The sequence below is a fragment of the Peribacillus sp. Bi96 genome (genome assembly GCF_918698115.1).
In the GTDB taxonomy this organism is placed as follows: Bacteria; Bacillota; Bacilli; order Bacillales; family DSM-1321; genus Peribacillus.
Genome location: NZ_CAKKLV010000008.1, coordinates 31,082 through 52,064 on the forward strand (window position 1 = coordinate 31,082; position 20,983 = coordinate 52,064).

At 42.4% G+C, this 20,983-nt stretch carries 18 protein-coding genes, 1 pseudogene and 1 riboswitch; of the genes and pseudogenes, 9 read left to right on the forward strand and 10 right to left on the reverse strand.

All coding sequences use genetic code 11. The annotated features are described in order from the left end of the window. Window positions 1–31: 31 nt before the first annotated feature. Window positions 32–148: pseudogene (locus LQ203_RS11965) on the forward strand (glutathione peroxidase); the annotation flags it as partial. A 172-nt stretch (window positions 149–320) separates the two neighbouring features. Further along, the gene (locus LQ203_RS11970) at window positions 321–1,253 is read left to right on the forward strand and encodes a catalase family peroxidase (RefSeq protein WP_230158377.1); all 933 of its coding nucleotides are present in this window, start codon (window positions 321–323) and stop codon (window positions 1,251–1,253) included. A 59-nt stretch (window positions 1,254–1,312) separates the two neighbouring features. Here LQ203_RS11970 and LQ203_RS11975 read toward each other — a convergent pair whose 3' ends face one another. Together LQ203_RS11975 and LQ203_RS11980 are read right to left on the reverse strand one after the other, a co-directional pair. Continuing rightward, window positions 1,313–2,983 (reverse strand): AarF/ABC1/UbiB kinase family protein, encoded by a 1,671-nt coding sequence (locus LQ203_RS11975; protein ID WP_230158379.1) that lies wholly within the window; start codon window positions 2,981–2,983, stop codon window positions 1,313–1,315. 15 nt (window positions 2,984–2,998) lie between these two features. Then, a complete protein-coding gene (locus LQ203_RS11980; RefSeq protein WP_230158382.1) occupies window positions 2,999–3,301 on the reverse strand; it encodes a hypothetical protein in 303 nt (100 codons plus the stop codon). A gap of 239 nt (window positions 3,302–3,540) precedes the next feature. Between LQ203_RS11980 and LQ203_RS11985 the strand changes: the two genes are divergently transcribed. Continuing rightward, window positions 3,541–4,290 carry a glucose 1-dehydrogenase gene (locus LQ203_RS11985; protein WP_230158384.1) on the forward strand — a complete coding sequence of 250 codons (750 nt, stop codon included), beginning with the start codon at window positions 3,541–3,543 and terminating at the stop codon, window positions 4,288–4,290. Between the two features lie 2 nt (window positions 4,291–4,292). Here the strand turns inward: LQ203_RS11985 and LQ203_RS11990 are convergent, their stop codons facing one another. Together LQ203_RS11990 and LQ203_RS11995 are read right to left on the reverse strand one after the other, a co-directional pair. After that, complete coding sequence (locus tag LQ203_RS11990; protein WP_230158386.1) at window positions 4,293–4,523, reverse strand: hypothetical protein; 231 nt, start codon at window positions 4,521–4,523, stop codon at window positions 4,293–4,295. Between the two features lie 69 nt (window positions 4,524–4,592). After that, window positions 4,593–5,384, reverse strand: coding sequence for a TIGR00266 family protein (locus LQ203_RS11995; RefSeq protein WP_230158388.1), 792 nt, complete (start codon window positions 5,382–5,384; stop codon window positions 4,593–4,595). Between the two features lie 186 nt (window positions 5,385–5,570). Here LQ203_RS11995 and glpK point away from each other — a divergent pair, with 186 nt between their 5' ends. Together glpK and LQ203_RS12005 are read left to right on the forward strand one after the other, a co-directional pair. Further along, a complete protein-coding gene (gene glpK, locus LQ203_RS12000) occupies window positions 5,571–7,061 on the forward strand; it encodes a glycerol kinase GlpK (protein ID WP_230158390.1) in 1,491 nt (496 codons plus the stop codon). 71 nt (window positions 7,062–7,132) lie between these two features. Then, entirely contained in the window at window positions 7,133–7,600 is a 468-nt protein-coding gene (locus tag LQ203_RS12005; protein ID WP_230158392.1) for a CBS domain-containing protein, read from the forward strand. A gap of 54 nt (window positions 7,601–7,654) precedes the next feature. Here LQ203_RS12005 and LQ203_RS12010 read toward each other — a convergent pair whose 3' ends face one another. The 4 genes from LQ203_RS12010 to LQ203_RS12025 all read right to left on the reverse strand — a co-directional run bounded on the left by LQ203_RS12010 (window position 7,655) and on the right by LQ203_RS12025 (window position 11,971). Next, window positions 7,655–9,766 carry a penicillin-binding protein 2 gene (locus LQ203_RS12010; protein ID WP_230158395.1) on the reverse strand — a complete coding sequence of 704 codons (2,112 nt, stop codon included), beginning with the start codon at window positions 9,764–9,766 and terminating at the stop codon, window positions 7,655–7,657. A gap of 391 nt (window positions 9,767–10,157) precedes the next feature. After that, the gene (locus LQ203_RS12015) at window positions 10,158–10,511 is read right to left on the reverse strand and encodes a hypothetical protein (protein ID WP_230158397.1); all 354 of its coding nucleotides are present in this window, start codon (window positions 10,509–10,511) and stop codon (window positions 10,158–10,160) included. Between the two features lie 75 nt (window positions 10,512–10,586). Further along, window positions 10,587–11,702, reverse strand: coding sequence for a DUF2515 family protein (locus tag LQ203_RS12020; protein ID WP_230158399.1), 1,116 nt, complete (start codon window positions 11,700–11,702; stop codon window positions 10,587–10,589). Window positions 11,703–11,797: 95 nt separating this feature from the next. Continuing rightward, window positions 11,798–11,971: a hypothetical protein gene (locus tag LQ203_RS12025; RefSeq protein ID WP_230158401.1), complete on the reverse strand. Its 174-nt coding sequence runs from the start codon at window positions 11,969–11,971 to the stop codon at window positions 11,798–11,800. A 511-nt stretch (window positions 11,972–12,482) separates the two neighbouring features. On the opposite strand from LQ203_RS12025, the gene LQ203_RS12030 reads away from it, so the two are divergent. From LQ203_RS12030 to LQ203_RS12040, 3 genes are all read left to right on the forward strand, one after another. Beyond that, window positions 12,483–14,234: an ABC transporter transmembrane domain-containing protein gene (locus LQ203_RS12030; RefSeq protein WP_230158403.1), complete on the forward strand. Its 1,752-nt coding sequence runs from the start codon at window positions 12,483–12,485 to the stop codon at window positions 14,232–14,234. Beyond that, on the forward strand, window positions 14,231–16,249 hold the full coding sequence (locus LQ203_RS12035; RefSeq protein WP_230158405.1) for an ABC transporter ATP-binding protein: 2,019 nt from the start codon (window positions 14,231–14,233) through the stop codon (window positions 16,247–16,249). Before LQ203_RS12030 ends, LQ203_RS12035 begins: the two co-directional genes overlap by 4 nt. Window positions 16,250–16,385: 136 nt before the next feature. Further along, on the forward strand, window positions 16,386–16,634 hold the full coding sequence (locus LQ203_RS12040; RefSeq protein WP_230158408.1) for a type B 50S ribosomal protein L31: 249 nt from the start codon (window positions 16,386–16,388) through the stop codon (window positions 16,632–16,634). 109 nt (window positions 16,635–16,743) lie between these two features. Here the strand turns inward: LQ203_RS12040 and metC are convergent, their stop codons facing one another. Together metC and LQ203_RS12050 are read right to left on the reverse strand one after the other, a co-directional pair. After that, on the reverse strand, window positions 16,744–17,925 hold the full coding sequence (metC, locus tag LQ203_RS12045; RefSeq protein WP_230158410.1) for a cystathionine beta-lyase: 1,182 nt from the start codon (window positions 17,923–17,925) through the stop codon (window positions 16,744–16,746). Next, a complete protein-coding gene (locus tag LQ203_RS12050) occupies window positions 17,922–19,034 on the reverse strand; it encodes a methionine biosynthesis PLP-dependent protein (protein WP_230158412.1) in 1,113 nt (370 codons plus the stop codon). Before LQ203_RS12050 ends, metC begins: the two co-directional genes overlap by 4 nt. Before the next feature lie 86 nt (window positions 19,035–19,120). Continuing rightward, window positions 19,121–19,234: riboswitch (SAM riboswitch) on the reverse strand. Between the two features lie 337 nt (window positions 19,235–19,571). Between LQ203_RS12050 and fumC the strand changes: the two genes are divergently transcribed. Beyond that, entirely contained in the window at window positions 19,572–20,954 is a 1,383-nt protein-coding gene (gene fumC / locus LQ203_RS12055; protein ID WP_230158414.1) for a class II fumarate hydratase, read from the forward strand. Window positions 20,955–20,983: the final 29 nt, after the last annotated feature.

Here is a 20,983-nt window from a genome sequence, read left to right on the forward strand (position 1 = left end):
AACTTTATAACAAATATAAAGATAAGGTCTGAATCAAGAGCCCGGCCAAAATGAAGAAGTGAAGACGTTTTTCCAGTTGAATTATGGCGTTACCTTCCCAATTCTCAGTAAAATTGATGTAAGGGGAAGTCTAGCACCCCCCTTCTATATAATGGATTCGAAGATATAATGAAGCGCCTGGATTTTTCCAGGCGCATTTTTAGCGATCATTGCTTTCCAATAATTATATGAAATCAAAGTATCTTGAATAAGCTAATGAAATAAGGGGTACAGGTAATAGCGAAAGAACTTTAATAAAAATTTGAAAAGAGGGGTGACATATGGAGGGAAATGCCAATGTTAAACCTGAATTAGCGAGTGAAGCGGTGAATGTAATTGAAAATGTAGCTGGAACATATCCTGGTTATCGACGGGCGCATGCAAGGGGATATATGTATGAGGGGATTTTCACCCCAAACGGAAACGCGTCCCCATTAACGGTGGCAGCCCATCTTCAGGATGAATCCGTGCCGGCGATCATCCGGTTTTCAAATAGCTCGCCGATTCCAAGCCATCCTGATGCCATTTCACCTGTAAAGGGCATGGCAGTCAAGTTTCAATTGCCTAATGGAGAGGCATCAGACCTTATTGCTGTGACCATCCCGCTATTCTTTGCGAAAACACCTGAAGCATTTGTTGATATTGCTGACTTTTTCAAGTCTGCAAAAGATGGTTTTCCCAATCTGAAAGAGCTTGCAAAAATCCTGTTGAAGTATCCTGAAAGCAAGGCAAGCTTACAAATGCTGAAAGAAATGCGTTCTCCAGCCAGTTTCTCAACGTGTCAATATTACTCCATTCATGCCTTCTATTTCGTTAATGCGGAAGGGAGGCGTCAGGCCATTAAGTATGAGTGGGTACCTGATGCAGGCCTTAGTATGCTAGCAAAAGAGGAGGTAGCCAAGCGTCATCCCGAATATCTAAATGAAGAAATGGAAGAGAGGCTCAAGCAAGGTCCAGTGGGCTTTAAATTGAACATTCAAATAGGAGGGGTAAATGACCCGACTGACGATTCAACCATTGCTTGGTCGGAAGATAAACAAGTAATCACGGTCGGTCATTTAATGATATCAAATAAAATCGAATCTTTTGCAGATCATTTACTGTTTGATCCAACCAATATCCCTGCGGGAATTGAGTGCTCGGAAGACCCAATCTTACATTTCCGACATCATGCGTATGCGATTTCATATGATCGTCGCACACATAACCAATGAATGAAATCATGAAAAAAGAGAAAAACCTTATTGATTGGTTTTTCTCTTTTTTCGTAAGTTTACATTTTTCCGGATCTAAAAATGGTGTAAAGCATGAATAAGAACATCAGGGTTGCAACCACAAAACCTATCTCGATAACTGGTATTTTCCATAGAAGAAGGGTTTCCCCACCAATTGCCGAGCCGATAATGAGACCGACCATGATTATGCTAAAGGCAAGCAGGATAATACTAAAAGACAAACGGTTGGAGATTTGATCTAGCTTATGTAAAAATACTTGAAGTTCGGGAATATTGATATCCAATCGCAATTTCCCTTTTTTTATGATACCTGTTACTTCCCTGATGTCCTTCGGAAGTTCAGCAAGAGCTTCAGCAGACTCTATGAATTGATTCCATGTGTTCTTTGCAATGTTTTTTGGATTGTAGCGTTCCTTAAAAAGCCTTTCCCCAAAAGGTTCAGCTGCCTTCATAATGCTGAAATGTGGATCTAATTCCTCGATAATGGCTTCCATGGTAAGCAGTGCCTTGCCGAGCATCGTGAATTCAGGTGGGATTTGGACATGGTGCCGATTGGCAACTGTGAACAGGTCATTCACTGCTCCACCTAGGCTGATTTGGCTCAATGGGATATCATAATATTTATTTCGCAGTTCATCAATATCTCCCCTTAATGAAGCCATATCCGTTTCGTCTGTCAGGAGGCCCATATCGGAAAGCGTCTTGATCAGTCCATTAGTACTTCCGCGTTTCAGATTGATGACAAGCGAGGCGAATTGATATTTCGTTTCATCCTCCAGACGTCCCACCATTCCAAAATCCATGAGTGCGACGACATTACCTGGCAAAATGATGATATTGCCAGGGTGGGGATCGCCGTGGTAAAAGCCATCGATCAATATTTGTTGTAGCATGGCATTTGCTAATCTTTCCGCGATTTTTCGGCGATCATACCCTTCGTCATCAAGCTGCTTATAATGATTGATCTTAATTCCTTGAATAAAATCCATCGATAGTACCCTTTTTGTAGAATATTCCCAATGGATCCTTGGTATCTTTAACCCTTGATCATTGATGAACTGCTTGGCTATTCTTTCCCCGTTGCGCCCCTCGGAGTTATAATCGAGTTCTGCGCGAAGTGATTTAGCGAATTCATCAATCATTTTTCTGACTTGGTAGCGTCTTGCCCAAGATATGCGTGCTTCCATCAGTCTTGCCAAATCATCGAGAATTTCCAAATCCGTTTCCACGGTTGGCAGAATATCGGGCCGCTGCACTTTGATTGCTACTATTTCCTGCGATGGCAGCCGTGCAGCATGGACCTGCCCAATCGAAGCGGTTGCCAGTGGGATTTCATCAAATTCAAGAAAAAGATTTTCCAATGAATCCCCCAATTCAGCTTCAACAATCTTGCGAACTTTATCAAATGGAAAGGGAGTGACCTGGTCCTGTAACTTTTCAAGTTCGCGGACGATTTCTTCCGGAACGAAATCACGCCTCGTACTTGCAATCTGACCAAGTTTAATGAAAGTGGGTCCCAAGCTTTGTAATATCTTATGCAGCCTCTCACCTATTGAGCGGAGGTTCAGATTTTCGTCTGGTTGGAGTTTCGATGCCGCTTTGCTCTCGGATAACCCGAGGCGATAGATGAAGTAACCAAAACCATTTTTCAAAAAGGCATTAATGATTTCTTGGTAACGATGTGCGTGTTTCAGTCGCTTGCCAAACATTCAAGTACCTCCAGATTACGGTTGTATGTTTTTGTTTTGCTGCTCTAAAATTGCGATACGACGCTCTAATTCCCGAACTTCTTCTTTGGTTGCCAAGTTTAGGCCGTTGAGTGCTTGATTGACTTTGAGCTTGACGGATTCATCCAGTTGCTTTTGGGCCTGTTCCCCTTTTTCGACCCATTGCTTAATAAGAACCTTGGAGTCTTCCTTTGAGATATCGCCTTTTTTCACAAGAGAGTCCACTGCTTTTTCAATTTGTTCCTTTGTAGCAGCGGCAGCACCTAATCCTAAAGAAAACACATTTTTTAATAAGTCCATTTTTACATTCCTCCAATATAAATTTTTTTACACTGTAGAAAGATAATAGCAGGTTTCCTTCACCCTGGTTTATTCTTGTTGTTTCTATTATCATACATCATTGAAGGCCACTACAAAAATATAATGGGTCCTGCTGATTATTGAAAACTCAAGGAAAGTGTTTAAAGTGAAGTGTTTGAAGTGGAGCGAATTGGAGATTATGATAGGGAAAGCAAGCTAGTGAAAGTGAGGATGAAAATATGGGATTCACAAATAAAACGGTGATTGTAACAGGCGCTTCTAATGGTATAGGGAGAGGCGTGGCAAAGGGATATGCTGAAAGTGGTGCATCGGTCGTACTTGCAGATATGGACGAGCAGGAGGGCCTTCAGTATGTAGAGGAGCTCAAAAGTAATGGGCATGAAGCCATGTTCGTTAAAACGGATGTTCGGAAGGAAGCTGACATCCTGCATTTGATGGATGTCACTCTAGAAACATATAAAACCATTGATATATTAATTAATAATGCCGGAAAGACATTATTCAAATCGCTATATGATCTGACGATTGAGGAATGGGACGATATGATGAATACGAACTTGCGCAGTGTTTTCCTTTGTTCCCGGGCAGCGGCAACATCGATGCGGAATAATGAAACGGGCGGGGCAATCATCAATTTAGCATCAACAAGAGCGATTATGTCAGAGCCGGATTCGGAATCCTATGCAGCGACAAAAGGGGGGATCGTTGCCTTGACCCATGCACTCGCCGCTTCATTCAGCGAAGAGAAAATTACGGTTAATTCGATTTCACCGGGTTGGATTGAAACAGGTGATTATGGAGCGTTAAGGGAAAAGGATCATCAACAGCATTTATCCAATCGGGTTGGCAAACCGGAAGATATTGCAAGGGCCTGCCTTTATTTAACGGCATCGGAGAATGACTTCGTTACGGGAGTTGACCTTATCGTCGATGGAGGGATGACAAGAAAAATGATATACGAGGAGTGACCTCATTTTCTCCGATAGAGATATTGCAGTTCAGTTCCGAGCTCCCGGTTGAGCAGCTGTTCCATTTTTTCAAGCTCATTAATGCCGATGGGAGCATCGGCTGCTGTCCAGTGAATGGTATAAACAAAATAGTAATCTCTTATTTTTCGGAAAATAACAGGCGAGTTCGGGAATTCATCAAAAATTGCCTTGATATTATAACGTCTCATGTAGGACCATTTAACAAGCTGCATATAGCTATCCATCCTTTTCAAAAGAGATCAATGACTGCCATGATGGCATGGCAGCCATTGGTCCGGTTCTTATTTATCGTTGAATAAATTGAACAACCCTTTTGCTACACTGCCTTCCTCAGAAGATCCCCCATTTTGCGGCATTGCAGCAAATACACGGCTGGCAAGTCGGCTGAAAGGCAAAGATTGCACCCAGACGGTTCCGGGTCCTTTTAATGTGGCGAAGAATAAACCTTCGCCTCCGAATAAGGCGGTTTTTACGCCTTTTACAAATTCAATATTATAATCTACCCCACCTGTCATTGCTACCAGACATCCAGTATCGACGCGTAAAATCTCGCCTGCAGCCAATTCTTTTTTATGGATCGTTCCACCGGCGTGAACGAAGGTCATTCCGTCTCCTTCAAGCTTTTGCATGATGAAACCTTCACCGCCAAAGAAGCCAGCTCCTATTTTTCTCTGAAACTCAATTCCGACTGAAACCCCTTTTGCCGCTGCCAAGAAAGCATCTTTTTGACAAATGATTTTCCCGCCGAGCTCGCTTAAATCCATGGGAATGATTTTACCTGGATAAGGGGAAGCGAAGGAGGCATGTCTTTTTTCTCGTCCTTCATTCGTAAAAGCCGTCATGAAAAGACTCTCACCCGTAAGAAGCCTTTTCCCAGCACCAAATAGCTTACCGATCATTCCGCCGTCACTATTCGAAGCCCCATCACCAAAGATGGTTTCCATCTTGATTTGGTCCTCCATCATCATTAAACTTCCAGCTTCGGCAATCACGGTTTCATGCGGATCCAATTCCACTTCAACAAACTGCATGTCGTCACCATAAATTTTAAAATCTATATCATGATTATTCATTTACCATTTCCTCCTATCCGTCTTTTTTCATTGTAAAAGATTAGCTATCAATCTGCCAATAATTTTCAACCTTCCATCTAACTTTCTATATTTTTTGTTTTCAGGGGTATATCTAGTAAAATGAAGATAGAGAAAACAGCAAGACACTTAAGTTGAAATGTATCTTAGGTGTAGGAGGAGACAACTATGGAGACTTACATATTATCATTGGATCAAGGAACGACAAGTTCCCGCGCCATTTTGTTTAATAAGAGCGGGGAAGTTTTGCATATTGCCCAAAAGGAGTTCACCCAATATTTCCCGAATCCTGGATGGGTGGAGCATAATGCCAATGAAATTTGGGGCTCCATTTTATCGGTCATCGCTTCGTGTCTATCGGAAATGAATGTAAAACCTGAACAGATTGCGGGAATTGGCATAACGAATCAACGGGAGACGACCGTGGTATGGAATAAGGAAACAGGTCAGCCGATTCATCATGCCATCGTCTGGCAATCCCGACAGACGAGTGAGATTTGCGAGCAATTGAAGAATGATGGTCTTGATGACTTATTTTTCGGGAAAACGGGTTTGTTGATTGATGCTTATTTTTCCGGTACAAAGGTGAAATGGATTCTCGACCATGTAGAAGGGGCGCGGGAAAAAGCAGAAAACGGTGAATTATTGTTTGGTACGATCGATACGTGGCTGATATGGAAGCTTTCAGGTGGTAAAGCCCATGTAACTGATTATTCGAATGCTTCAAGGACACTGATGTATAACATTCATGATTTAAAGTGGGACGAAGAGCTTCTGGAAATTCTGCAAGTGCCGCATTCAATGCTGCCGGATGTTCGTTCCTCATCGGAGGTCTATGGGAAAACAGCCCCACATCATTTCTTTGGCCACGAAATTCCGATTGCCGGAGCTGCAGGAGATCAACAGGCCGCTCTGTTCGGCCAAGCATGCTTTGAAAAAGGAATGGCTAAAAATACGTACGGCACCGGTTGCTTTATGCTGATGAATACAGGAGGACAGGCAGTAAAATCCGAGCATGGCCTGTTGACTACGATTGCATGGGGGCTGAACGGAAAAGTCGAGTACGCATTGGAAGGCAGTATTTTTGTCGCAGGTTCGGCCATACAATGGTTAAGGGACGGATTGAAACTCTTGCAGGATTCGAAAGACAGTGAAAAGTATGCAATGCGTGTCACTTCAGCCGATGGCGTCTATGTAGTCCCTGCATTTGTTGGATTAGGTACCCCTTATTGGGATAGTGATGTCAGGGGAGCGGTATTCGGATTATCAAGGGGGACATCGAAGGAGCATTTTGTCCGGGCAACATTGGAAGCATTGGCCTATCAGACAAAAGATGTCCTCAGTGCGATGGAAGGCGATTCAGGGATTAGTCTAAAGGCATTGCGGGTCGATGGCGGGGTTGTCAAAAATGACTTCTTGATGCAATTTCAAAGCGGCCTCTTGAATGTACCAGTCGAAAGGCCGGTAATTAGTGAAACGACTGCATTAGGGGCAGCGTATTTAGCCGGGCTCGCTGTCGGATATTGGGAAAGCAAAGAAGAGATTTCAAAGCAATGGGCCGTCGATAAAAAATTCGAACCCGTTATGGAAGAACAGGAACGGAAGGGTTTATATGATGGCTGGAAAAAGGCCGTTCAGGCGGCAAGGGTTTTTAAATAGAGTAAGTAAGGGTATTAGTAAAAAGAGAGATGAAATCGGAACGTCAAACTTATAAAAAGGGGTGTTTTTATATGTTAGTTAAGGATTTCATGATAAGGGAAGTCTATGTGGCCCGTCCTGATTTTACATTAAAGGAAATCCTGCGAACCTTTATCGAAAATAAAGTGGGCGGGGTTCCGGTCGTGGATGAACACGATAAGCTATTGGGGATGGTAACGGACGGGGATATCCTTCGTTATTTGACACCTGCAGAGGAAGCGATCATGGGGTATTTCACCTACATTACCATCCTTCCTGGTGAAGAATTGGATGAAAAGGTCACATCCAAAATGAATGACAAAGTCTCACAGATCATTAAAAATAAAAAAATCACGAAGCTGTCCCCCGAAGATCCGTTAGAGGATTTGATAAAGGTACTGTCCAAGCATCATTTCAAGAAAATCCCCGTAGTGGACAAAAATGATAAAGTCATCGGCATCATCAGCAGGGGAGATGCACTAAGGGCTCTTTATAAGGAATTCGTTCAAAAGCTGGAATAGGGGAAGCAGTAATAAAAAGGCCTGTTCGTAATCGAGCAGGCCTTTTGTAATCAATCACTGAGTGCTTTCTACTGCTTTGTCTGCATTAGATTCACCTTTTGCTCTTTTTTCCTTCAATTTAAAGTAGGCATCCATTGTTAATTCGCCGATCCGTTTGTTAATATCGTCTGCAGGCTTACCTTGATAAACCCATGGGACGACGACAGAGAATGCCACTTCAGGGTTATTGTGAGGTGCATATCCTACAAGTGTCAGATTTATTGTCGGGACTGGCTCACTGTATTGATTTCTCCGCGGTCCATCGTAAAAGGCTTCAGCCGTCCCCGTTTTCGCTGCTGCACGGTAGGATTTACCGCCGAAATATTTATAGGCCGTCCCGCCTGGCTCCTGTGCTACCTGTCTGAATCCTTCCTGGACACGTTGAATCCAAACATCTTTCCCACCTAAATCGTTTAACACTTTGGGGCTCATTGTTTTAAAAACACTCCCCAATTCATTGTGTTCGTTGGAAGGATTCCTTATTTCCCTGACCATACGGGGCTCCAGCCTTTTTCCGCCATTTGCAATCGTCGATACATACTGTGCCAATTGCATTGGAGTATATGTATCATATTGTCCAATCGATAAATCCAGCAACAATCCGTCTTTTGTATCGACTCCTTTAAATCCGACTGATTCATTTGGCAGGTCGATGCCTGTACGGACACCCAATCCGAATTGGGCATAATGATTCCGCATGACGGAAAAAGCTTCCTTGTTGATTCCTAACGGTCGATGTGGAATATAATGACCGCCGCCAATTCTGATAGCCGTCATGAACATATAGACATTCGACGATTTTTTTAACGCGGTGACATCCGTAACATACCCTAAAGGGCTATATGATTTTTTTGGCTTAGCACCAGCCAATAAAAGTGGATGATCATGAAACGCCGTTCCTGGAGAAATGGCTCCCGTCTGAAAGCCCGTGTAGACCGTAGCTCCCTTGACAGATGATCCCATCGTATAGGAGGTCGTGATGTTCCCAAGGGCGAAATCTTTCATTTCGGTTAAGCCGGTTTCACTGTTACGGCCGTATTGCCTACCGGCCATCGTAAGCACCTCGCCTGTGTTCGGATCCATCAAAACGACGAAGGCACGATCTAATAAGTAGGTATTTCCCCTAGCCTTCGCCCTCCGCAATTCGCTCTCGATGATAGCTTCAACCTTTTGCTGCAGCTCCATATCAATTGTCAGGACCAAGTCTTTTCCGCTTTGCCCTTCAGTGAGGGTATTCGTTTTGATGACTTCCCCTTTGCTCAGCACATTTTCAACCCGCGTCTTTTGACCGCGCAGGACATCTTCATATTGTTTTTCGATATAACTTTTTCCGACCCGATCATTCCTGGTATAGTCGCGTGCTAGATAAAAGTCAATATTTTCACTGGGAATTCCTTCTTCTGAAGAAGAGACTTTGCCCAGAACCGAGCGCAGGGTCTCGTCATACTTATAGGTCCTTTCCCAATCCGTCGTTACGTCCACGCCTGGCATTTCATCCAAATGCTCACTAACCCTGGCGTATTCTTTTGTAGTGACGTCTTTATTCTTCACGATGGACGGAGTGAGGGCATAGCCACTATTGAATTCCCTGAATATGGCGATCACTTCCAATTCATCCTTGGTGAATTCCTGGATATTCTCTTCGGTGACCCGATCCATTTGAAGTTTGTATAAATCTTTTTGCTCCAGTTTCGTTTCTACTATTTTCTTTCTCTCTGCCTTGGTGATCAAAGCTTCGGCTTCTTTCGGGTGTTTTAAAATCCAAAAGTCCTTTTTATCCGGCAATGTTACCTTTTTCGTATCTTTTTCTATCAAGGTAGCAAGGACCTGGGCCGTTTTTACCATATCGGCCATTTTCGTATTTGGATATTTCGTATAAGTAATGGCGTTACGTGGCTCATTATCAACGACCGGGTTCAAGTTGCGGTCATACATCTTACCACGCGGAACTGGGGTATTGGCCACATCGTTTTCCGTTCTGTCGACTTCACGAAGATAATCATCCCCATACACGATTTGGACGATACCAAGCCTGATTATTAAGCTTGAAAATAAAATGAATATTAAAAAGAACATAATGTTCAATCGGAAAGGAATTGGATTTTTTTTCTTTTTTCCCTTGGCCATCATTTTCATTCCTTTCTAGTAAAAGTAAAAAATAAGAAAATTCCTATCTCCAATGATATATAAAATTAACTTATTTTTCTATGCTTTATCCGTAAATTTATCTATAAAGCCAAAAGAATGTTATTAATCTATAAAATTACTGGTATTCATAAAATTAGGTAAATTTAAATAATTTGAATGCTAATGATTTGAGAAAGATTTTAATAGATAAAGAGAGGGTCAAGCCAAGCAGGGGGGTAATCAAGAGGGGGATGGATTATGATTCGCTCATGTGAAAAAGGGGAAGTTCAAATCAAGAAGAGGTCGTGGTAAAAGATCGATGATTGACATACATCTCCGTAGAGAATCCATTCACAAGGTCTTTTTGTACCATGACTTTTTAAATAGTCCATTAGTTTGCTTCATATTTCCAAACGGGAGTTTCAGTCGCCACACAGATTATCTCTTTGAAATATCCGCAAAGCTCGAGCCACTTTTCAGGGTAAATATAGATAAAACGCTCCAGCGTTTCTAAAGAGTGCAACACCAGGCAATCGATTTGATCCGTTTTTTTATTTTGTAAATTGAATAGAAGTTCATGTGGGATCGTGTAATAAGGATGGAGCTGATACGGATTCAGTATGACCGGGGAAATCTTTTTTTCTTCTATATACTTGTCCGTTACAATCTTTTGGATCGCAAAGCTTTCATTTGTATGTAAATCCCCAATCTTGCTGTTTGGATTCAATAGTACAATGCCTCTCATTTGATTCACCCATTCTTTTTTGCTAACCATTCTTGCCAAATGGAGGATGGGATATTCAAAGTAAGAGGCTTGATGCTAGAAAAAGGCTTTCAGTTCGTTTATGGTTTTGAGATGTTTGACATTTTCGAGCACCTTGTTGGTCAGGTCCACCTTTTTAATAATAGGAGAGCTTTGTAAATCTTCAACCTGGCTTTCCTTTGTAAACCAATCAATGGAAGGGGGAGGAAAGAAAATTTGATCTGACCATGCATCATGTAGGGTGGGACTGTAAATTTTATCATCTTTGGATGCGGATGCATCGGAGGTATATATGGTTTGCCAATAATCCTTTCTCGAACCAGTATGCGTAACCTCTTTTATAAACTGGCTAACACCGCGAAAAACAGCGGGCTGAAAAAGAAGCTCATATAAGAATTTTCCCGTTTCTATACGCTGTTTCGGATCGGCAAAGCGTTCAACGGTAAGTCCGGTCAAGGAATGGAGTCCGTCCTTCTTATTTGCATAAGGAAAGATCACGTTGGTGAAGCCTAAGAATTCCTGTAGTTGAAAATCAAGCCTCCGGAGGATTTCACCATGATGGGTGCGTTTTATTACCCTTTCCTGAAGCATTCTTTGTTCATTGATGATAAGCGACGTTGTTAAAAGGGATGACTGGGGTTCCTTGATGAAAGATTCCCAAATCGGGGCCATGAATCTTGAAATATGGAAGAGGGGTAAATACTTTCTTAATGGAAGCTCTTTTTGTTTAGAATGTTCATATAAAAGGAGTTGAGGGAAGGCATCGGCAAATATGGCTGAATTGGCGCGCTCAAGGAACAGGAAAAATTTCTGCCGTTCCGCGCTGTCAAGGAGATGGGTCATGGATGAACTTTTCAAGTCAGTCATATGGTATCCTCCATTCCTTGAAACCATATGTGCTAAAAAGGCCCAATGTACCTCGGGGTTACGATTATAATAAGCAAGATATGCTTGTGTTCTTGTGATATTATTGCGATTCAAGGCAGCCGTCTTGGATCGAATGCTTTTAACAAGCGCGGTTTCCTCGGGGAAAAAAGCTTTTGACCCGTCCGTAGGCTGAAAAAGCTCTTTTTGTAAATGGGATTTTAACGTGTCATAACTTTCCGCATCGATGATGGGTTTCGTTTTAACAAAGCTTTTGCCTAACAGCTTCTGCACATATTGGGAGAACATACAATCACCACGAATGTTTTTCAATCATTATATGCAGAGCGGTCAAGAAAGGGGCTTTGCATTTGCAACGCCCTCAAGTTCATCGTTGAATTTTGTTATCGGTTATTTTTCTTCTTCTTTTCCAGGTGCAATAAAATATAATAAACGATCCAGAAAAGTAACACGGGAATAAAGGATAATGGTGTATATTTGGCCGGTACGGCAAATAAGATGAAAATGGATAAAAATAAAAAGGGAACCGCTAGGAGTATATATTTTCTCCATTGCATATGCTGAACCTCCTTAGGTTACGTCATTCTTATTAAGAATAAAGGATTATCCATCAATAATCTAGAAAACTGACAATTGACAAAAATATACACACGTAGTAATCTTTAAACACGAGTTAAATATTACCATTATTCAATGAGAAAGGAGACGAACGTCATGACTAAATCAGTTAAGCACATAGATGCCATAACCGAATATTATCATACGTCCTCCTGCCTTGAGACATTGTCTTTCTAGATAAAGTCTCGAATGTGCTCATTGATCGTTTAAAGCGCAGGTTGTGGATTTTCGCGGCCTGCGCCTTTATATGTGTTCTTACACATCTAAAAGCTTCCGCTAATTGGCGGAGGCTTTTTGGTCTTTGGGGATTAAGGTGCAATAGCATCCTTTCCATATAAAAGATAGGAGGAATTATAAATGAGACAAAAAACATTGGGAGTTTTACTGCAGCCAGGAGATCCAGAAAGCGGTTAGCGCAGGGGCAGTTTGGAACTAAAGGGAGGGGAATTCATGTTTGCGATTTTTAAAAAGCTGTCTTGGTTCTTTAAGGAACAATGGCAGCGTTATACCTGGGCCATTTTATTTTTATGTCTTGTGAATATTTTGGAGGTTATCCCGCCGAAGCTCGTCGGGAATGCCATCGATGATATGAACAATGGCAACATGACGCAGGAAGGAGTCATGAAATACGTTATTTATTTGCTTATGGTGCTGTGTGGCAGCTACTTATTTGGGTATTTATGGAGTTATCTGTTATTTGGCGGCGGAAACTTGGTCGAACGAAAACTAAGGTCAGGGTTTATGGGGCATTTGATGAAAATGTCGCCGGCTTTTTATGAAAAAAACCGGACAGGGGACTTAATGGCAAGGGCCACCAATGATTTAAAGGCAATTTCACTCACTGCTGGCTTCGGGATATTGACGCTCGTTGACTCGGTGCTGTTCACCATTACGGTCGTTGTCATGATGGGTGCAACCATCAGCTGGCAGTTGACGATTGCGGCGGTGCTGCCCCTTCCAATCATGGCAGTGATGATGCAAATCTATGTGAAGAAAATTTATAAACGATTTACGGATGCACAAGCTGCCTTTGGTACTTTAAATGACAAGGTTCTGGAATCCATTTCAGGTGTCCGTGTAATTCGGGCCTATGTTCAGGAACGGGAGGACGAAAAGCAATTTGATGAAATGACAGAGGATGTATATCGTAAAAACCTTGCAGTGGCAAGAATCGATGCCCTCTTTGATCCGACGATCAGCATTATTATCGGCATCAGTTATTTAATCGGTTTGGGCTATGGTGCTTATCTGGTTTTTCAACAGACCATAACGCTAGGCGGACTTGTTTCGTTCAATGTGTACCTAGGCATGTTAATCTGGCCGATGATCGCGGTGGGTGAACTGATCAATGTCATGCAAAGGGGAAATGCTTCACTTGATCGTGTTCAAGATACCCTTTCATATGAAGCGGATGTGAAAAACTCAATGGGGCTGGAGCGTATTCCAAATCCGGAAAATATGGGATTCAATCAAGTGTTTTTTACATACCCATCCTCATCTGTAGTGAATCTATCCAATATTTCCGTTCGACTTGAACGTGGTCAAACATTAGGGATAGTCGGAAAAACAGGAAGTGGAAAAACGACATTCGTGAAGCAATTGCTGCGGGAATATCCTTTAGGAAAAGGGGAAATATCTTTTGCCGGCATGCCGTTGGAGCAACTGGATCTTGAAGATATACGCAAATGGATCGGCTACGTTCCACAGGACCATTTTTTATTTTCAAAATCTGTGAGGGAAAATATCTTATTCGGTAAAATGGATGCAACGGAAGATGAACTGGCTGAAGCTATCCGCCTTGCTGATTTTGAGAAGGATTTAATGATGCTGCCCAATCGTCTTGAGACACTCGTCGGTGAGAAGGGTGTCGCTCTTTCTGGAGGGCAAAAGCAGAGGATCTCGATTGCGAGGGCACTGATCAAAAATCCGGAAATCCTTATATTGGATGATTCCTTATCTGCTGTAGATGCGAAAACGGAAACGACAATCATTGAAAATATCCAAAATGAACGGGCAGGGAAAACGACCATCATCACAACCCATCGCTTATCAGCCGTTCAACATGCGGATAGGATCATCGTGTTGGACAGTGGAGAGATCATCGAAGAGGGAACTCATGAGGATTTACTGCAACATAATGGCTGGTATAGGGAGCAATACGAGCGACAGCAGGTTGACGAAGGGACGGAGATGAAGGCATGAAGGTCGTAAAGAAACTGTTTGATTATGCTGCCCTTTATAAAAAATTGATCATTGGCGCATTGATCATGCTGACACTTTCAGTAGCGGCCGATTTAACGGGCCCATTCGTTGCCAAGAAAATCATCGACTCACATATACTTGGCATCGAATCTTCTTGGTATGAATCGGAAAAAGGAAAAGATGCTGTTAAGTATGATGAAAATTGGTATAAACGGGCGGATTACTTTACTGAAGGTGAGAAGAAAGGCAGAGAAGTCCATGTTTTGCAGGTTGGCAATCAATTTGTCTTCTTAAACGAAGGTATACCCATGGATGGCCGCAGAACCTTGGAGAACCAAACGTTAATCATCAAGAAAGACGGGAAAGAGCAAAGGGCGCAAGTAGAGAAATTGACGAGTCAGGAAGTGATGGGGTTTTACCAACCGGAAATCCCGCGAATCTTGAAGCTTGTGGCTTTTTACTTTGGCCTTGTCATCATCTCATCCATTTTTCAATATGGGCAAAGCTTTTATCTACAGAAAGCGGCTAACCGAATCATTCAGAGGATGCGAAATGATATTTTCACACATATTTCCCGGTTGCCGATTCGTTATTTCGATAATATGCCAGCGGGGAAAGTTGTAGCAAGGGTCACAAATGATACCGAGGCGATCAGGGAATTATATGTAACCGTGCTCGCCAACTTCTTTTCGAGCACGATTAATATCTTCGGAGTACTCATCGCTCTATATATTCTGGATGCACGTGCTGGTACTATGGGCCTTTTACTTATTCCAATCATCGTTATCTGGACGAAGGTATACCGTAAATTCGCCTCGAAATATAATCACATCATTCGGGAGCGGGTCAGTGATATTAATGGGATGATCAATGAATCCATTTCTGGAATGAACATCATTCAGGCATTTGGACGTGAAAAGGAGACGAAGCAATCTTTTGAAAGTTTAAACCGGGAGCATTATTCCTATCAAAATAAAATGCTCCATTTAAATTCGTTGACGGGTGGGAACTTGATTGGTGTCATTAAGGTTTTGGCGCTGATAGCATTCGTCTGGTATTTCGGTGGAATTTCACTTACAGCTAGTTCAGCGATTTCTTTAGGGATGATGTATGCAATTGTTGATTTAATCAGCCGCCTGCTTCATCCGCTTCACGGAATCGTCAATCAGTTCGCCAACCTGGAACAGGCACTCGTTGCAGGGGAGCGGGCATTCAGTTTATTGGATGAGCAGGGATTGGCAGTCAGTGATGAAAACATATCCAGATACAAAGGAAATGTGCAATTTGACCATGTTTCTTTTGGCTATAAGGATAATGAATATGTGTTAAAAGACATTTCCTTCTCAGCAAAACAAGGGGAAACGGTCGCCTTGGTTGGCCATACTGGTTCGGGAAAAAGTTCTATAATGAATTTATTGTTCCGTTTTTATGACAGCAGTGAAGGGCAAATCAAAATTGACGGAAGGGATATTCTGGATATACCCCATCAAACGCTTAGGGAGCATATGGGAATTGTCCTTCAAGATCCCTATTTATTTACTGGCACCATCGCATCCAATATCTCCCTGAACCATAAAGGAATCACAAGGGAAATGGTTGAAAAGGCATTAAAGGATGTAGGAGGGGACAAAGTGCTGAAGCATCTTCCTTTAGGGCTGGATGAACCCGTGATAGAAAAAGGTGGAACCTTATCTTCTGGACAGCGCCAGCTAATCTCTTTTGCACGTGCTCTTGCATTCAATCCGGCGATATTGATTTTGGATGAAGCGACAGCAAGCATCGATACGGAAACAGAGGCAATTATCCAGGAGGGAATGGAGGTGCTGAAAAAAGGGAGAACGACCTTCATCATTGCCCATAGACTTTCCACGATTAAAAATGCCGACCAAATTCTGGTGTTGGATAAAGGGCGAATTACGGAGAAGGGTACACATGAAGAATTAATGGGATTGAAAGGGAAGTACTATCAAATGTATGAACTGCAGGCTGGTCCACATAAAGGGATGGCCGGGTGAAATACAATTGAATAAGGATGGATAGACAAGATTACACTATATTGTGGGTGCCTCTATTGGCACTCTCAAGCATAATTGTTGATAATAGTTATCATTACGGTTAACATATATCTATACTAACAATGAGGTGATAATAGTGAAACATGAAATTCATCCTGATTATCAACAAGTAGTATTTATGGATACCAACAGTGGTTATAAATTTTTGACGGGGTCCACAAAAACGTCCAATGAAACGATCGAGTGGGAGGACGGTCAAACGTACCCATTATTAAAAGTCGAGATCAGTTCAAATACGCACCCATTTTATACAGGCAAACAGAAATTCGCTGAAAAAGGGGGACGCGTGGATCGCTTCCTTGATAAATATAATATGAAGAAATGATAGTGAGGCCATCGAGAAATCGTTGGCCTTTTTTTTGGCTGGGTTGAGAAAGAAGCGATATTTGTGCAAAAAAAGGGTGCCCATTATATATGAGGCACCCATCTTTTCATCATTTTGCAGCAATAGCTTCCCCTTTTGCAATACGTACAAGGGCGGCATCAAAGTCCTTGATTAAATCGTCCGGATTTTCAAGTCCGACTGAGAGACGAAGCAGGCTGTTGGTGATGCCTCGCTTTTCCCTTTCATCAGCAGGCATGGCAGCATGTGACATTTTAGCCGGGTAGGATAATATCGATTCGACCGCTCCAAGACTCACAGCAAAAACAGGGAGTTCAACAGTGTTCACGAATGAGCGGAAAATTTCCTCGCTTTCCAATTCAAATGATAAGACCGCTCCTGCACCAAGGGACTGTCCCTCCTGGATGGCATACTGTGGATGATCGGCAAGACCAGGATAATAAACTTTTTTCACTAATGGCTGCTCCTTTAAGTAGGAGGCAATCTTTTCAGCTCCTCTTTGGGAGTGTTCCATTCTGACCGACAATGTTTTCAGACCCCTCATTACTAGCCAGGCATCCTGAACACCAAGTACAGCTCCAAAGGAGTTTTGGAGGGAACCGAGTCTGTCTGCCAATTCCGGATCCTTCACTACGGCAAGTCCAGCTACTACATCACTATGTCCGGATAAAAACTTCGTCGCACTATGAAGGACAACATCAGCGCCCAGGTTCAACGGCTTTTGTAACGCTGGTGTCAAGAATGTATTATCAACAAAGCTTAAGGCACCTGCTTTTTTTGCGATATCACATACGGCTTGAATATCGGTCACTTTAAGTAAAGGATTTGAAGGCGTTTCAATGTATATGGCTCTCGTATTTGGCTGAATGGCCGCTTTGACGCTTTCCAGATCCGTCATGTCAACAAAGGTATGCTCAATATTGAAACGCGTCAGTACGCTTGTGACCATCCTGAACGTTCCGCCATACACATCTTCGGAAATGACGATATGGTCACCGGCAGACAACAAAAGAAAGGCGGTTGAGATGGCTGCCATACCCGATGAAAAGGCAAAGCCGTGAGTGCCTTCCTCAAGTTCGGCTATGATATCTTCAAGTGCCTCGCGAGTTGGGTTCCCGCTTCTGCTGTAATCATATTTGCCGAAAGAATCGATATCGGATTGATGGAAAGTGGATGCGTGCTGAATGGGGACGCTCACACCGCCTGTTGTTGGATCGAATTTATGTTGATTATGAAGTAATTTGGTTTCAAAACTAAAATCATGATCTGTCATCGTAGTGCCTCCCTTTTTACATGTGCGAATGCTTGCTGTAAGTCCCCAATCAAATCATCGCTATCCTCGATGCCAACGGAGAAGCGGAGCAGGCGATTACAAACCCCATTTGCCGTTCTGACTTCAAGCGGTATATCGGCATGTGTTTGTGTAGCGGGATAGGTGATGAAGCTTTCAACCCCTCCAAGGCTTTCTGCAAACGAAATTAATGAGAGCGATTGTAAAAATGGGTTGACCGCTGATTCATCAATGATACGGAATGAAATCATGCCGCCTCTTCCGGGATACAATACGTCCGTTACACAATCATGTTCCGATAAGTAATCTACAAGTATCTTGGCATTCTTTTCATGACGTTCCATCCGCAATGCCAGGGTTTTCATTCCGCGCATCAGCAGCCAAGAATCAAAGGGGCTCAAGACCGCGCCGGTACCATTATGATGGAAGGCAAGTGCCTCACATAAATCCGCGCCGCTAGCCACGATCAGTCCGGCAAGTACATCATTATGACCACCTAGATACTTGGTGGCACTGTGAATGACAATATCCGCGCCAAGCAGGATGGGTTGCTGAATAAGAGGCGTATAAAAAGTGTTATCAACGATTAACAATAGATTAAATTGTTTTGCCAGTGCGGCAACGGCGCTAATGTCCGTTTGCTGCATAAGGGGGTTAGTGGGAGTTTCGATGAAGATGGCTTTCGTGTGAGGAGTGATGGCTTTCTCGATATCCTCCAAACAACAAGTGTTTACATAGTCACACTGCAACCCCCATTTTTTAAAACCTTGTTCTAACAGTCGATATGTACCGCCATAAAGATCCTCGCTGACAATCCATGCATCGCCTGATTTAAATAAAGCCAGTATCGTGGAAATGGCAGCCATTCCTGAACTGCAGGCATATCCTTGGTCGCCTTTTTCCAAATCGGCAATGGATCGTTCCAATAGCTGTCGTGTGGGATTACCTGTCCTTGTGTAATCGAATCCTGTCGATTGGCCAATTCCTTCGTGGCGGAAAGCTGTTGAAAAGTATACCGGCGGATTGACTGTTCCCGTCGCCGTTTCACTGCGATTTCCTAATTGAGCAAGATATGTTTCGGTTTTGTACATAGTTTTCACTGCTCCTTTGAGTTATATAAAATAAAAAAAAGTCTTCTTTAAGAAGAAGACTTTGATTAAATGGGGATGAGTCATTCTTCTTATCTTCCAAGTTCACAAACTTGTGGAATTAGCACCTTTTCATTGGTTTGAAACAAATGAAGGTTGCTGAGGTGTCATCGGGCCATTCCCTCTACCTCTCTCGATAAGAGTTTAGATTATTCAATTTCTTTTGAATTTACTATATATATAAATTACTGTCAAGAACATTTTGGAAGGAAATTGCTTAGATGTGCAGGGTTGGGTCGGTTGGGGCCAAGCGGTATCGACACTTTACGTATTTTAAAAAAACATCAAAAATCTGCAGGGGGGCAGGGATAATCGCAATATTAAATGGATTATTTAGAAAAAGGGGAGGGGAAGCTGGACGGTTTTTTTGCTTTAAAATAATAAAATTTGTACAATGTATAGAGAGAAAAATAATACGACATTATTCATTTCATATACATAAGGTCTTCGATGAATAGTGCAAACTTAGGAGGAGAACACATGGAATACAGAATCGAACGAGATACGATGGGTGAAGTGAAAGTTCCTGCTGATAAATATTGGGGAGCACAAACTGAGAGAAGCCGCAATAATTTCAAAATCGGTAATGAAAAAATGCCAATTGAATTAGTACGTGCATTTGCATATGTTAAACAAGCTGCGGCAAAGGTGAACTATGATCTTGGTGATATTTCGGAAGTGAAAAAAAATGCCATCATTAAGATTTGCGGCGAAATTCTTGAAGGTACGCTTGATGAACATTTCCCGCTTGTGGTCTGGCAAACGGGAAGCGGCACACAAAGTAATATGAACCTGAACGAAGTGGTCGCTAACAAAGGGAATGAATGGTTAAAAGAAAATGGTGAATCTGAAACTCTTCACCCGAATGATGATGTTAACAAGGCACAAAGCTCCAATGATACATTCCCGACCGCCATGCACATTGCAGCCTTCATGGAAGTCGCTGAAAAATTGGTTCCTGCCATCAAAGCACTTCGTGATACATTCGATTCAAAAGAAAAAGAATTTTGGGATGTCGTGAAAATTGGCCGGACACACCTTCAAGATGCAACTCCACTAACTTTAGGACAAGAAATTTCCGGTTGGAAGGCGATGCTTGAAAAAGACTTGGCGATGATTGAGGAGAGCAGCCAAAAATTATTGAACCTTGCACTTGGAGGAACGGCTGTAGGAACGGGAATCAATACAAAAAAAGAATTCCCGGGACTTTCTGCTAAACAAATCGCAGCGGATACAGGACATCCTTTTGTCACTTCGGATAATAAATTCCATGCATTGACAAGCCATAACGAAATCGTTTATGCACATGGTGCATTGAAAGCACTGGCAGCAGATTTAATGAAAATTGCGAACGATGTCAGATGGTTGGCAAGTGGTCCTAGAAGCGGAATCGGTGAAATTGCCATTCCAGAAAATGAGCCAGGCAGCTCCATCATGCCAGGTAAAGTCAATCCAACACAAAGTGAAGCGCTTACGATGATTGCGACACAAATCGTGGGTAACGATGCGACAATTGGCTTTGCAGCAAGCCAAGGTAACTTCGAATTGAACGTTTTTAAACCTGTCATCATCTATAACTTCCTGCAAACGGTTAAATTATTGACGGAAGGCATTCACTCTTTCAACAATAATTGTGCGGTTGGCATCACTGCAAATGAAGATAAAATCAAAGAAAATGTAGAACGTTCCCTTATGTTGGTTACGGCATTGAACCCTCATATTGGTTATGAAAAAGCAGCCAAGATCGCCAAAACTGCATTCAAGGACAATTCTACGTTAAAAGAAGCAGCGTTGAAATTGGAATTCCTGACGGAAGATGAATTCAAAGCGTGGGTCGACCCAGCTAACATGGTTAATAAATAATGCCTAGGAATGCCCTCCCACTGTTTTTA